At 63.0% G+C, this 13,203-nt stretch carries 13 protein-coding genes; 7 read left to right on the forward strand and 6 right to left on the reverse strand.

The features are described 5' to 3' along the window. Positions 1–69: 69 nt before the first annotated feature. The 5 genes from ACE3TQ_RS12340 (at position 70) to ACE3TQ_RS12360 (ending at position 6,811) form a co-directional block, all read left to right on the forward strand. The gene (locus ACE3TQ_RS12340) at positions 70–1,059 is read left to right on the forward strand and encodes a malate dehydrogenase (protein ID WP_374582502.1); all 990 of its coding nucleotides are present in this window, start codon (positions 70–72) and stop codon (positions 1,057–1,059) included. A 95-nt stretch (positions 1,060–1,154) separates the two neighbouring features. Beyond that, complete coding sequence (locus ACE3TQ_RS12345; RefSeq protein ID WP_374582503.1) at positions 1,155–2,156, forward strand: CoA ester lyase; 1,002 nt, start codon at positions 1,155–1,157, stop codon at positions 2,154–2,156. After that, positions 2,153–2,653, forward strand: a complete 501-nt coding sequence (locus tag ACE3TQ_RS12350; RefSeq protein ID WP_374582504.1) for a hypothetical protein — start codon at positions 2,153–2,155, stop codon at positions 2,651–2,653. Before ACE3TQ_RS12345 ends, ACE3TQ_RS12350 begins: the two co-directional genes overlap by 4 nt. A gap of 15 nt (positions 2,654–2,668) precedes the next feature. After that, positions 2,669–5,374 carry an aconitate hydratase AcnA gene (acnA, locus tag ACE3TQ_RS12355; RefSeq protein ID WP_374582505.1) on the forward strand — a complete coding sequence of 902 codons (2,706 nt, stop codon included), beginning with the start codon at positions 2,669–2,671 and terminating at the stop codon, positions 5,372–5,374. Between the two features lie 171 nt (positions 5,375–5,545). Then, the gene (locus tag ACE3TQ_RS12360; RefSeq protein ID WP_374582506.1) at positions 5,546–6,811 is read left to right on the forward strand and encodes a DUF2863 family protein; all 1,266 of its coding nucleotides are present in this window, start codon (positions 5,546–5,548) and stop codon (positions 6,809–6,811) included. Positions 6,812–6,827: 16 nt separating this feature from the next. Here ACE3TQ_RS12360 and ACE3TQ_RS12365 read toward each other — a convergent pair whose 3' ends face one another. The 6 genes from ACE3TQ_RS12365 to ACE3TQ_RS12390 form a co-directional block, all read right to left on the reverse strand. Next, positions 6,828–7,106 carry a hypothetical protein gene (locus ACE3TQ_RS12365; RefSeq protein WP_374582507.1) on the reverse strand — a complete coding sequence of 93 codons (279 nt, stop codon included), beginning with the start codon at positions 7,104–7,106 and terminating at the stop codon, positions 6,828–6,830. A gap of 25 nt (positions 7,107–7,131) precedes the next feature. Then, on the reverse strand, positions 7,132–7,599 hold the full coding sequence (locus ACE3TQ_RS12370; RefSeq protein WP_374582508.1) for a CYTH domain-containing protein: 468 nt from the start codon (positions 7,597–7,599) through the stop codon (positions 7,132–7,134). Between the two features lie 5 nt (positions 7,600–7,604). After that, the gene (locus ACE3TQ_RS12375) at positions 7,605–8,729 is read right to left on the reverse strand and encodes a M14-type cytosolic carboxypeptidase (RefSeq protein ID WP_374582509.1); all 1,125 of its coding nucleotides are present in this window, start codon (positions 8,727–8,729) and stop codon (positions 7,605–7,607) included. Between the two features lie 103 nt (positions 8,730–8,832). Beyond that, a complete protein-coding gene (locus ACE3TQ_RS12380) occupies positions 8,833–10,296 on the reverse strand; it encodes a catalase (RefSeq protein WP_374582510.1) in 1,464 nt (487 codons plus the stop codon). Between the two features lie 86 nt (positions 10,297–10,382). Continuing rightward, on the reverse strand, positions 10,383–11,456 hold the full coding sequence (locus ACE3TQ_RS12385; RefSeq protein WP_374582511.1) for a patatin-like phospholipase family protein: 1,074 nt from the start codon (positions 11,454–11,456) through the stop codon (positions 10,383–10,385). Continuing rightward, positions 11,453–12,202: a transporter gene (locus ACE3TQ_RS12390; protein ID WP_374582512.1), complete on the reverse strand. Its 750-nt coding sequence runs from the start codon at positions 12,200–12,202 to the stop codon at positions 11,453–11,455. The genes ACE3TQ_RS12385 and ACE3TQ_RS12390 overlap by 4 nt, the downstream gene beginning before the upstream one ends. A 60-nt stretch (positions 12,203–12,262) precedes the next feature. Here ACE3TQ_RS12390 and ACE3TQ_RS12395 point away from each other — a divergent pair, with 60 nt between their 5' ends. Next, on the forward strand, positions 12,263–12,616 hold the full coding sequence (locus tag ACE3TQ_RS12395) for a VOC family protein (RefSeq protein ID WP_374582513.1): 354 nt from the start codon (positions 12,263–12,265) through the stop codon (positions 12,614–12,616). Between the two features lie 95 nt (positions 12,617–12,711). Then, positions 12,712–13,203, forward strand: a 492-nt coding sequence (locus tag ACE3TQ_RS12400; RefSeq protein ID WP_374582514.1) for a hypothetical protein, incomplete at its 3' end; no start/stop codon positions are given.

The raw sequence follows: 13,203 nt of genomic DNA on the forward strand, positions 1-13,203 counted from the left end.
GTCTGTCCCGACGCGAATTGTCGTATCATTACGAGCTTACACCGTTTTCTATCCACTTGGAGATTCACCATGGCTAAAACCCCAATGCGTGTTGCCGTTACCGGCGCCGCCGGCCAGATCGGCTATTCCCTGCTGTTCCGTATCGCCAACGGCGACATGCTGGGCAAAGACCAGCCGGTCATCCTGCAACTGCTGGAAATCCCTGACGAGAAGGCCCAGAAAGCGCTGAAAGGCGTGATGATGGAGATCGACGACTGCGCATTCCCGCTGCTGGCTGGCATGACCGCCCACTCCGACCCGATGACCGCCTTCAAGGACGCCGACGTGGCCCTGCTGGTTGGCGCGCGTCCACGCGGCCCAGGCATGGAGCGTAAGGACCTGCTGGAAGCCAACGCACAGATCTTCACCGTGCAGGGCAAGGCGCTGGACGCCGTCGCTTCCCGCAACGTGAAAGTGCTGGTGGTGGGCAACCCGGCCAACACCAACGCCTACATCGCCATGAAGTCCGCTCCTTCCCTGCCAGCGAAGAACTTCACCGCCATGCTGCGCCTGGACCACAACCGCGCCCTGTCGCAGATCGCCGCCAAGACCGGCAAGGCAGTCAAGGACATCGAAAAGCTGTGCGTATGGGGCAACCACTCCCCAACCATGTACGCTGACTACCGCTTCGCCACCATCGATGGCCAGTCCGTAAAAGACATGATCAACGACCACGAGTGGAACGCCAACACCTTCCTGCCAACCGTGGGCAAGCGCGGCGCAGCGATCATCGAAGCGCGCGGCCTGTCGTCCGCAGCTTCCGCAGCCAACGCTGCGATCGACCACGTGCGTGACTGGGTGCTGGGCACCAACGGCAAGTGGACCACCATGGGCATCCCATCCGACGGTTCCTACGGCATCCCTGAAGGCACCATGTTCGGCTACCCAGTAACCTGCGAAAACGGCGAATACAAAATCGTCCAGGGCCTGGAAATCGACGCTTTCTCGCAAGAGCGCATCAACATCACGCTGAAGGAACTGACCGAAGAGCGTGAAGGCGTGAAGCACCTGCTGCCATAATCGTCCTTTAAACAGTGGAACCGGTTAAACCACCGATCCGCCGTACCCGCCGCGCTGCCGATGGCAGCGCGGCTGTTGTTTCTTCTACCGCAACAATGCATCCATCCGAGGTTTTATTCCAGGGCACACGCCAGCCGCTCCTTCTCCCTTGCTGCGACCACTACGCCGGCAATGAGAAGCTGATGCGCAAATCCATGGCCCTGCAACAAGAGCTTGGACCGCTGTTCGACATCACCTTCGATTGCGAGGACGGCGCCGCCGCCGGCAACGAGGAATCGCACGCCAAGCTGGTCGCCCTGCTGCTGCTGGACGAGGCCAACCAGTTCAACCGCATCGGTGCCCGCGTGCACGATGTGAACAGCCCGTTCTTTGAGCGCGACGTGGAGATCATCTGCACCGAGGCAGGCCACAAGCTGGCCTACATCGTGGTACCCAAGCCGGAGAGCGTGCAGGAGGTCGAGCGCGCCATCGCGCTGGTCAACCAGCACGCCGCCAAGTCCGGCCGCACCACGCCGGTCCCGGTGCACGTGCTGATCGAGACCCACGGCGCCCTGCGCGACGTGCACGCCATCGCCGCCCTGCCCCAGGTGGAATGCCTGTCCTTCGGCATCATGGACTTCGTCTCGGCCCACTACGGCGCCGTGCCGGGCAGCGCCATGCGCACGCCGGGCCAGTTCACCCACCCGCTGGTGGTGCGCGCCAAGCTGGAAATCGCCGCCGCCTGCCATGCGCACGGCAAGGTGCCGTCGCATAACGTGACGACCGAAATCAAGGATTCCGCCGTGGTAGCCACCGACGCCCAGCGCGCGGCCGCGGAATTCGGCTACACCCGCATGTGGAGCATCCACCCGAACCAGATCAAGCCTGTCATCAAGGCGTTTACGCCGCGGGTTTCCGAGGTCAACGAGGCCGCCGCCATCCTGCATGAGGCGGAGAAGGTACAGTGGGGCCCTATCAGCCAGCACGGGCGCTTGCACGACCGCGCCAGCTATCGCTATTATTGGACGGTTTTGCAGCGTGCCAAGCTCGCAGGCCTGCCGCTGCCAGACACCGTTGCCGCCCTGCTCGGGGCGGGCGAAGCCAAAGGAGCCCAATGATGTCGCTTAACAAACTGTTCACCGCCTGCGCCCTGGCCTGCATCGCAGCCATCGCCGCACCGCTTGCCTCCGCCGCAGAAACCGCCGCCACCGCGCCCGCCAAGGCCGCCGCCAAAGCCCCTGCCAAGAAGCCCGTCTCGAAGAAAGCCAAAGCCGCCGGCGCCGCCGCGGCAGGTGCTGGTGCAGCCGCCGCTGCCGGCGCCGAGGGCGAGCCGAACGTGGCCGAGCACAAGGCCACCGACTACGCCTGCGAACTGGGCAACAAGATCACCATTTACAGCCATGCCGACGATAGCAACAGCATCGCGCTGCGCTGGAAGAACCGCCTGCACCGCCTGACCCGCGAAGCCACCACCACCGGTGCGCAACGCTTCGAGAACAAGCTGGCAGGCCTGATCTGGATCGGCATTCCCGCCAAAGGCATGCTGCTGGATTCCAAGGTGAACCGCCAACTGGCAAACGAATGCAAAACATCTGAACAAGCGCTCGGACTTTAATTACAAGGAGAGGACATGTCCCGCAACACACTGAATACGCTTAAGGATTTCCCTATCGGGGGCAAGAAGGGTAAGTTCTACTCCCTGCCAGCCCTGGAGAAGGAACTGGGCGCCAAAATTTCCCGCCTGCCGGTATCGATCCGCGTCGTACTGGAATCCGTACTGCGTAACTGCGACGGCAAGAAAGTGACCGAAGAGCACGTCAAGCAGCTGGCTAACTGGGGCGCCACCGCAGCCCGTACCGACGAAATCCCGTTCGTCGTAGCCCGTGTTGTGCTGCAGGACTTCACCGGCGTGCCGCTGCTGGCCGACCTGGCCGCCATGCGCAACGTCGCCTCCAAAATGGGCGTGAACCCGAAGAAGATCGAACCTCTGGTCCCAGTGGACCTGGTGGTCGACCACTCGGTCACCATCGACCACTTCCGCGAGCCTAAGGCCCTGGACCTGAACATGAAGCTGGAATTCTCGCGCAACAACGAGCGCTACCAGTTCATGAAGTGGGGCATGCAAGCCTTCGACACCTTCGGCGTGGTGCCACCAGGCTTCGGCATCGTGCACCAGGTGAACCTGGAATACCTGGCGCGCGGCGTGCACAACGCCAACGGCGTGTACTACCCTGACTCGCTGGTGGGCACCGACTCCCACACCACCATGATCAACGGTATCGGCGTAGTGGGCTGGGGCGTGGGCGGCATCGAGGCGGAAGCCGGCATGCTGGGCCAGCCAGTGTACTTCCTGACCCCGGACGTGATCGGCGTCAACCTGACCGGCGTGCTGCGCGAAGGCTGCACCGCGACCGACCTGGTGCTGACCATCACCGAAATGCTGCGTAAAGAGAAAGTCGTGGGCAAGTTCGTCGAATTCTTCGGCGAAGGCACCGAGTCCCTGTCCGTGACCGACCGCGCCACCATCGCCAACATGGCCCCGGAATACGGCGCGACCATGGGCTTCTTCCCAGTGGACGACGCCACCGTCGAATACTTCGAAGGCACCGGCCGCACCAAGGACGAAATCGCCGCCTTCCAGTCCTACTTCAAGGCGCAAGGCATGTACGGCGTGCCGAAGAAAGGCGACATCGACTACACCCGCGAACTGCACCTGGACCTGTCCACCGTTGCACCGTCGCTGGCCGGTCCTAAGCGTCCGCAAGACCGTATCGAAATCGGCAACGTCAAGTCCACCTTCACCGACCTGTTCTCCAAGCCAACCACCGAGAACGGCTTCAACAAGAAGTCTGAAGACCTGACCAAGACCTACACCACCAGCAACGGCGTGAACGTGAAGAACGGCGACGTGCTGATCGCCGCCATCACCTCCTGCACCAACACCTCGAACCCGAGCGTGCTGCTGGCTGCCGGCCTGCTGGCCAAGAAGGCAGTGGAAGCCGGCCTGACCGTCGCTCCGCACATCAAGACCTCGCTGGCCCCTGGCTCGCGCGTGGTCACCGAGTACCTGACCGCCGCCGGCCTGCTGCCATACCTGGAAAAGCTGGGCTTCGGCGTCACCGCGTACGGCTGCACCACCTGCATCGGCAACGCCGGCGACCTGACCCCGGAACTGAACGCCACCATCACCGGCAACGACATCGTTGCTGCTGCGGTGCTGTCCGGCAACCGTAACTTTGAAGCGCGTATCCACCCGAACATCCGCTCCAACTTCCTGGCCTCGCCACCGCTGGTCGTCGCTTACGCGATCGCCGGCAACGTGACCCGCGACCTGATGACCGAACCGGTCGGCCAGGGCAAGGATGGCAAGGACGTGTACCTGGGCGACATCTGGCCGACCTCGAAAGAGATCAACGCCCTGATGAAGTTCGCGATGAACTCCAAGGTCTTCAAGTCCAACTACGCCGACGTCAAGGGCAACCCAGGCAAGCTGTGGGAAGCCGTATCCTCGACCGAAGGCCAAGTGTACAACTGGCCTGACTCGACCTACATCGCAGAGCCTCCATTCTTCGACGGCTTCGAGATGACCCCGAAAGCCGCGGAAGCCGGCATCAAGGGCGCGCGCGCACTGGGCGTGTTCGGCGACTCCATCACCACCGACCACATCTCGCCAGCAGGCTCGATCAAGGAAGACGGCCCAGCCGGCAAGTGGCTGAAGGACAACGGCGTGCTGAAGGCGGACTTCAACTCCTACGGCTCGCGCCGCGGCAACCACGAGATCATGATGCGCGGCACCTTCGCCAACGTGCGTATCAAGAACAAGATGATCCCGCCGAAGGCCGACGGTTCCGCAGTGGAAGGTGGCATCACCATCCACCAGCCATCGGGCCAACAGCTGTCGATCTACGACGCAGCGATGAAGTACATCGCCGAAGGCACCCCGACCATGATCTTCGGCGGCGAAGAATACGGCACCGGCTCCTCCCGCGACTGGGCAGCCAAGGGCACCCAGCTGCTGGGCGTGAAAGCCGTGATCTGCCGCTCCTTCGAGCGTATCCACCGCTCCAACCTGGTGGGCATGGGCGTGCTGCCGCTGCAATTCATCGGCAACGACTCCGTCGAATCGCTGGGCATCACCGGCAAGGAAGTGTACGACCTGAAGGGCCTGGAAGGCGAGATCAAGCCGCAACAGCAAGCCACCCTGGTGATCCACCGCGCCGACGGCTCGAAGAAGGAAGTGCAGGTCCTGCTGCGTATCGACACCCCGATCGAAGTCGACTACTACAAGCACGGCGGCATCCTGCCATTCGTCCTGCGCCAGCTGCTGGCCGCGTAAAAAAAATGGGGACGTACCCCATTTTTTGAGCAACAAAAACGCCACCCTCGGGTGGCGTTTTTTATTGCTCGAAAAATGGGGTACGTCCCCATTTTCTTATTGCACCGCCAATCCTTTCCGAATCCACTACAATAGGCGTAACAAGTTTCCTTTTTGACTAAGAAAAGCGCTATGCGTCGCCCATCCAAAGATTCAACCCATAAATTATCTGCCGACAGCCAGCGCCTTATCTCCCTCGCCCAAGCCCTGGGCCAGGCCGCCAGCCGCATTGAAGAGCGTAACTGGGAACGGGCGCTGGATGTCCAGCTGCACAAACTGCTGCGTACCGGACACCAGGATACGGTCGATGCCGCCCTGAACTCCCTGTTCAGCGTGGACCTGCCTGCCTACGACATCCTGATGGATAGCGTGGAGGCGGTGAGCGAATCCGACACCATCGTGGTCGAAGTCGACGGCGAGTCGCGCGAGTACGATATCCTGCTGGTGGCCGCCCCGGTGCTGGCCTGGACCCGTTTCTCGATCGCCTCGGGCCAGATCCCGGCCGACATCCTGAACACCCTGTCGGCACACTTCTCCGCCCACCTGCTGGCCGATGGCACGCATATGGCGATGTCGTCCACCCTGTACTCGATCGACCAGCTGCCGCGCACCCACGCCGAAGCCTATTCGAAGGTGCACAAGCTGGCGCAGGCCGCGCTGAAAGGCCAGGCCATCAAGTCCGAAGCCAAACAGGCTGAAACGGCGCCCTTCCTGGCCGATACGCGCTACCTGATGGTGGCCGTGGTGGCGCCGCACAACGGCCCGCTGTTCCGCTGGCAGATGCCGGCCCACCACGGCGCGCAGGCCGAGGCGCGGCGCGACGCGCTGGCCGCCTGGACCACGCAGGCCACGCCGACCGTGGCACGCCTGCTGCCGGGCTGCGGCATCGAGCTGCTGCTGCCGGAAGCCTATTACACCGCCTGCCGCGAAGCCGACAAGCTGATCCGTCCGGTCTCGATCCGCGCCGCGGTGCACTACCTGACCCATTCGCTGGCCTGCGACGGTTCCGACCTGCGCGCCGTGATCGCCGGCTTCGGCGACGAATCCGCGCCGGATGGCCAGGTAGACGAATACCGCATCGCCTTCACCCGCCGTTCCGACAGCGACGTGATGTACGGCGTGGTGTGGCCGCTGTACGGCCAGGAGGACGAAGACGGCACGCCGGCCGAAGGCCTGTCCGGCAGCATGGCAGAACTGCTCAAGCCACGCACCCCGGTCGAGGAAATCGTCGAGCACCTGAACGCCGCCGGCGTCACGCAGGTGAAAAAGCTGGGTGAAAAATATGTCGCCGAATACTGCGACGACTGCGGCGCCCCGCTGTTCGCAGACCCGTCCGGCGAACTGGTGCACGCCGAAATGCCGGAAGACGCCGCCACCGGCACCGAGCACTTCCACTAAAACAAAAAGCCCGCGGTCAACGCGGGCTTTTTTCCTGGGGCTGGGCCACCGGCTGTGGTGGCGCACATGCCTGGCATTGCGCAGCAGTCGTGGCCGGCGTGGCCGGCGGCGCGGCTGGTACGCGCGTGAGTGCCATAATCAAGCCGGAAAAGCCGATAAACAGCCCAATCACGGTCGCCAGCATCCAGCGTGTAACATCGGCCCGCATCGCCTCGACGTCCGCTCTGGTTGCCAATGTCGGCAAGATGGCCTCGACGCGCGCTTTGAACTCAAGGAAATCTTTTTCGATATCCATGCATCCAGCATACGCCGGGCGCCGCTCACTTCCAAGTGCTGTATGGCTGCTTAATCAGGCGTGAGTTAAGGTAGCGCAAATCGTGGGTGACTTCCTCGCCCGCCCAGTCCGGCTTCGCGAAAACCGTGTCTTCCGCCGGCAGCTCGATCTCGGCGACGACCAGGCCGGCATTCTCGCCGAGGAACTCGTCCACCTCCCACACAAAGCCGCCGTACGGGATGCGGCGGCGGTACTTCTCGATCAGCGGCCGCTCGCACAAGCCGTCCAGCAGCTCGGCGGCTTCGGCGACGGGAATCTCATACTCCCACTCGCCGCGCGCCGCGCCGACATTCTTGCTCTTGATCGTCAAAACCGCCCGTTCGCCCTCGATGCGCACGCGCACCGTGCGCTCGGCATACGAGGACAGGTAGCCCTGGCGCAGCAGCACCGGCTCGCCTTGCGCGCGCCAGCCCTCCCCCGCCACCCGGAACTTGCGTTCGATCTCGACGCCCATCTGGATTACTCGTCCAGCGACAGCAGGATAGGCTGCAGGATCGCCGCGCCCAGCGCCGCGCTGCGCGCGCCGTTCCAGCCGACGGTCGGCACCGGCAGGTCGGCATTGTCCTTGAACGGCATTTCCAGGGTCAGCGACAGCACCTGGAAGTGGTGGCCGATGTACTTGGAAGCCAGGGTCAGCATGTCTTCCTTGTACTTGGAAGGCGCATAGCCGACCGCATCCTGGAAGTCCGGCGACGCATTCTTGTAGCGGTCGATGAAGTTCTTCTGCCGCGCCATCTGCTCCGGCGTGAAGTTCTCCAGCATCTCGTTGCCGGCCACGAAGTTGTAAGGCAGCGCCTCGTCGCCATGGATGTCGAAGAACATGTCGACGCCGACTTCGTGGATCTTCTCTTTCACGCACAGCACTTCCGGCGAGCGCTCCAGGGTCGGGGTCATCCACTCGCGGTTCAGGTTGGCGCCTGCCGCGTTGGTGCGCAGGTTGCCGCGGATCGAACCGTCCGGGTTCATGTTCGGCACAATGTAGAAGCAGCAGCGCTGCAGCAGCTTGCGCGAAATCGGGTTGGCGTCGTCCAGCAGGGAATCGATCAGGCCTTCGATGAACCATTCAGCCATCGATTCGCCCGGGTGCTGGCGCGCGATGAACCAGATTTTCTTCTCGGCTTCCGGCTCGCCGATCACGACCAGGTTCATGTCGCGCCCTTCGACCGAGGAGCCGATGTCGAGCACGCGCGCGATCGGGTTCTCGGCCACTTCGCCCAGCAGGCGCAGGTGGCGCTCCCACGAATACGGCTCGAAATAGGCGTAATACACGCTGTCGTTGTGCGGCGTGTGCTTGATGGTCATCACCTGGCCATCGAAGGAAGTCGGGACGCGGAACCAGTTCTCGCCATCGTAGCTGGCGACAGCGTTGTAGTCTTCGAAGCCTTTGGCGTAGGTAGCCTCGCCTGCATTCAGGAACTTCATCGTCACCGCTTCGCCACGCGCGCCCTGCAGGCGGAAATGGAACCACTGGTGGATGTCGGCGGCGTTGTCCTTGCGGAGATTCAGTTCGATGTTCGCGGCATTGTCGGCGCGGACTACTTCGATGGCGCCAGAGTCGAAATTCTGGCTGATTTTGATGGTCATTGCGGTCCCGTTCAGAAGCTTGGGTTGATCGGAACCGCTATTGTACACATCCAGGCCAGGAAACCAGGGTCCGGTCCCTGGCCCGTACCCTGGTTTCCCGGTTTCAGTCGATATTGCGCCCGCGCGCCTTCAACGCCGCCCGCACACCGGCCCCATACGCCGCATCCGCCTTATCGAAATGCCCCAGCTGGCGCCGGATGATCTCCTCGCTGACCTGGCTCAGCGGCCCGGCGATATTGTCGAACAGGTTAAGCTTCTCCTGCGCCGGCAGAAGGCGGAACAGGTTGCCCGCCTGGGTGTAATCGTCCTCCTTGCCGCGCCCATCGTAGCGCCCCGCCCCGCCGTTCAGCGCCAGCGCCGGCTCGCCATGCCCCATGCCTTGCGGATTGCTGCCAGCCGCCTCGGTCGGCGCATAGTTCTGCTCCGCGCCGCCGTAGCCGGCCGCCATCGCACCATCGCGCTGCTGGTGGTGGAACGGGCAGCGCGGCGCGTTGACCGGAAGTTGCTGGTGGTTGGTACCCACCCGGTACAGCTGCGCATCGTGGTAAGCGAACAAACGTGCCTGCAGCATCTTGTCCGGCGAATAGCCCATGCCCGGCACCACATTTGCCGGCGACAGCGCCGCCTGCTCCACTTCCGCGTGGTAGTTGACCGGGTTGCGGTTCAGCTCCAGCACGCCGACCGGGATCAGCGGGAAATCGGCATGCGGCCAGACCTTGGTCAGGTCGAACGGATTCCAGCCCGTGCGCTGCTCCCACGCCGCCAGCTGCTGCTCGGTGGCCACCTGCAGCTTCACCTCCCACTGCGGGAAATCGCCGCGTGCAATCGCGTTGAACAGGTCGCGCTGCGCATGGTCCGGGTCCTCGCCCGCCAGGCGCACGGCGTCGGCCGCGCTCAGGTTGCGGATGCCTTGCTTGGTCTTGAGGTGCCACTTTACGTAGACGCGTTCACCCGCCGCGTTAATCAGGCTGAAGGTATGGCTGCCGAAACCGTCCATGTGGCGGTAGCCATCGGGCGTGCCACGGTCGCTGAACAGCATGGTGACCTGGTGCAGCGACTCCGGCGTCTTGCTCCAGAAGTCGAACATCATGGTGGGCGACTTCAGGTTGGTATGCGGATCGCGCTTCTGGGTGTGGATGAAGTCAGGGAACTTGATGCCGTCCTTGATGAAGAACATGGGCGTGTTGTTGCCCACCAGGTCCCAGTTGCCCTCCTCGGTATAGAAACGCACCGCAAAGCCGCGCGGATCGCGTTCGGTATCGGCGCTGCCTCGCTCGCCGCCGACCGTGGAGAAGCGTACAAACGTCTCGGTTTTCTTGCCAATGGCCGAAAACAGCTTGGCCTTCGTGTACTTGCTGATGTCGTGGGTGACGGTGAAGGTACCGTACGCGCCGGAGCCCTTGGCATGCACCACACGTTCAGGAATGCGCTCGCGGTTGAAGTGCTGCAGCTTTTCAATCAGGTGGAAGTCCTGCAGCAGGACGGGGCCACGCGGGCCGGCAGTCAGGGAGTTCTGGTTATCGACGACGGGAATCCCGGAGGCGGTGGTGATAGGGTCTAGGCTCATTACTTGGCTCCTTCATGTGATCGGTGAAATCATTCTAAAGAGACACGAGCAATTAATAAATTTGATTAATCCTATGAAATCGATAGCTAAAATTGCTCATGAATGGCGATCCCCTCGAACGTATCCGCCCCCGCCGCCCAAGGCCGGGCCTGGAACGCCCGCTGCGCGTCCGCATAGCCAGCCTGCCAGCGCTGGCTGATGCCGGCGCTCGAGAAGTCGATATCCTTGGTGTGGTCCTCGCAACTCAGGCGCGGCGCCTTGAGCAGCACCACATGCATCGCCGTGCCGCAGCCCCACAGCGCCAGCTCGCGCACCTCCGGCGATTGCCGCACATCGTCCGGCAGCTTCAGCGCCAGCTCGCGGATCACGCGCCGCAAGCGGTGCAGCTTGCGCTGCTGCTCAATATGGCTGGCGCGGCTGGCGTACTGGATTTCCTTGTGCTTCTCCAGCACGTCCAGCACGCTTTGCGGCTCGCTGCCGTCCGGGTTCCACACCTGCACGGAAAAGATCACCGAATCGCGGCGCGGCTCGTCGTCCAGCACCGCCTCGATCGGCGTGTTGGAGTAAATGCCGCCATCCCAATACGGCTCGCTGCCGATGCGCACCGCCGGGAACGCGGGCGGAATTGCGCCCGATGCGATCACATGCGCCAGTTCCAGCGCCTCCTTGCGCGTGTCAAAGTAGCGCATCACGCCGTTACGCGCATTGACCGCGCCGACCGTCAGGCGCGTATGGCGTTCGTTCAGGTAGGCCAGGTCCACCAGCCCTTCCAGCGTATTGCGCAGCGCATTGGTGCGGTAAAACGCCGCATGCTCGACTCCGAGAGGCGCGGCAGGATTCCACCACGCCAGCGGATTCGGATCGAAGAAAGCCGGAATGCCCTGCGTTAGCGTGAGCGCATTGGCGAAGGCTGGCGGCAGGCTGCCGAAAACATCGTGCCGCTCCATCGTCTCCCAGAACGCGCGCAGGCGCGGCAAGCGCTGCGCAGGCGGATTGCCGGCGATGATGGCGCCATTCAGCGCGCCGATCGAGGTGCCGATCACCCAGTCCGGCTCCACGCCCGCTTCGTGCATGGCCTGGTAGACGCCCAGCTGGTAAGCGCCCAGCGCGCCGCCCCCTTGCAGCACCAGCACCACCTGTCCCGGCAGGCCCTTCTTCACAGGCGCACCGACAGGCCGACGGTGAGCGCGCGGTCCGGCGTGCGGCGGTTCAGGCCGAGCATGACGCCGACATCCACATGCAGGTCGGGCGTCAGCGAGTAGCCGCCGCCGAAATCAAAACTGGCCGTGCTGCCGCCATCGCGCCCGCGCGCAATGCGCGGCGCCGCCAGTTCAACAAAGGTATAGGCGCGTTCGCCAAAATTCTTCGCCAGGGTAATGCCGAACTGCCCTGTCGATACATGGCGGCCCTGCTCGTCCCGGTCCTGGTAATAGCCCGGCATGATGCCGAAGTTCATGTCATGCGGCAGGTCCCACTCCAGCGGCACCCGCAGCGACGACCGCGTGCCGTTGCCCTTGAAGGCGGGCGATCCAGTGGCGAAGTCCGCCTGCAGGACCAGCCCGATGGCCGGCGACCCGCTTGCGCCATCCGCCTCGCGCAGGCGCCACTTCGCGCTCAGCGCCGCGTCGCCCCAGCCACGCACCTTGGCCGGCCCGCTGCGATCCACCAGGCGGCCATCCGATTCCAGGCGCAACTCCACATCATCGGATACCCCGAGCCGCAGCATCCACGGCGTGCTGCGCGCCTCCTTCGACTGCAGCCAGCCGGTCTCCAGCTGTACCCGCCCCTTGCCAACCACCGCAGGCGCATCCACGAAATCGGGACGGTCGGTGGCAATCCAGTCATCCGGCTCCGCAGCGGCGCAGCACAAGGGCAGCGCCAATGCGCACAACAGGCGTTTCGGCATGGGACTCTCCTGCATTTCTGGCATAGGATAGAAATATGCCACTAATACCGGAGATCAACAATGAAGCTTAACCACATCGATCTGCCCGTCACAGACCTGGAAGGCGCCGCCGGCTACTTCCAGCGCGGCTTCGGCTTTGAGCGCATGCCCGCCCCGGCCGGCGGGATGGCCATCCTGCGCGGCGAAGACGACTTCGCGCTGATCCTGCAGCAAGTGGAAACGGCCGAATACCCGAAAGCCTTCCACATCGGCTTCCTGCAACCCTCCGACGCAGCCGTGCATGCCGCCTACCAGCGCCTGGCCGACGCCGGCCTCCCCCTGCCCGCCGCGCCCGCCGTCAGTTACGGCTGCCTCGGCTTCTGGTGCCAAGCCCCCGGCGGCATCCTGGTTGAAGTCAGCCACCGCCCGGGATAAAAAATTCCGGAACTTTCCATCAGCTTTCCTGTCCAAGCTCAAAATACCTCCGCTAGTGTTGCGTCAAAGTGGCGCAATCACCAACGGAGGCTGCTATGGCTCACGACGAAAAGGTTGCAAAGCTGGAGGTCAATGTGGAAAACCAGGGCATCACCATTGCAGAACTGCGCGGATTCAATGAGCGCATCCTTAGCGAATTACACAAATGCAACATCGAGAACCGCATGCATTCGGACCAACAGGTCAAAGCGCTACGCGAACATACCGACGAACAAGTTGAGGGGCTGCGCAAGCATACCGAAGAACAGTCTGAAAAGCTGAGCAAGCACACCGACGCTCAGGTGCAAAAGTTACAGGAGCAGATCCTTAACCAGCGCGAGCACTTCGAGGCGCAAGTCGAACAGCAGGGCAAGCATTTTGCAGCGGAAATCGAAAAGCAACGCGAGCACTTTGACGCGCAAAACAACGATCAGCGCAAGTATTTCGCAGCGGAAATCGAAAAGCAACGCGAGCACTTTGACGCGCAAAACATCGATCGGCACAAGCAATTTGCAGCGGAGATCGAAAAGCAACGCGAGCACTTTGAC

Source organism: Pseudoduganella sp., assembly GCF_041914865.1.
Lineage (GTDB): Bacteria > Pseudomonadota > Gammaproteobacteria > Burkholderiales > Burkholderiaceae_D > Rugamonas.

Coding starts and splice junctions, on each gene's coding strand:
- ACE3TQ_RS12340 (WP_374582502.1), top strand. CDS start 70: ATGGCTAAAACCCCAATGCGTGTTGCCGTTACCGGCGCCGCCGGCCAG.
- ACE3TQ_RS12345 (WP_374582503.1), top strand. CDS start 1,155: ATGCATCCATCCGAGGTTTTATTCCAGGGCACACGCCAGCCGCTCCTT.
- ACE3TQ_RS12350 (WP_374582504.1), top strand. CDS start 2,153: ATGATGTCGCTTAACAAACTGTTCACCGCCTGCGCCCTGGCCTGCATC.
- acnA (WP_374582505.1), top strand. CDS start 2,669: ATGTCCCGCAACACACTGAATACGCTTAAGGATTTCCCTATCGGGGGC.
- ACE3TQ_RS12360 (WP_374582506.1), top strand. CDS start 5,546: ATGCGTCGCCCATCCAAAGATTCAACCCATAAATTATCTGCCGACAGC.
- ACE3TQ_RS12365 (WP_374582507.1), bottom strand. CDS start 7,106: ATGGATATCGAAAAAGATTTCCTTGAGTTCAAAGCGCGCGTCGAGGCC.
- ACE3TQ_RS12370 (WP_374582508.1), bottom strand. CDS start 7,599: ATGGGCGTCGAGATCGAACGCAAGTTCCGGGTGGCGGGGGAGGGCTGG.
- ACE3TQ_RS12375 (WP_374582509.1), bottom strand. CDS start 8,729: ATGACCATCAAAATCAGCCAGAATTTCGACTCTGGCGCCATCGAAGTA.
- ACE3TQ_RS12380 (WP_374582510.1), bottom strand. CDS start 10,296: ATGAGCCTAGACCCTATCACCACCGCCTCCGGGATTCCCGTCGTCGAT.
- ACE3TQ_RS12390 (WP_374582512.1), bottom strand. CDS start 12,202: ATGCCGAAACGCCTGTTGTGCGCATTGGCGCTGCCCTTGTGCTGCGCC.
- ACE3TQ_RS12395 (WP_374582513.1), top strand. CDS start 12,263: ATGAAGCTTAACCACATCGATCTGCCCGTCACAGACCTGGAAGGCGCC.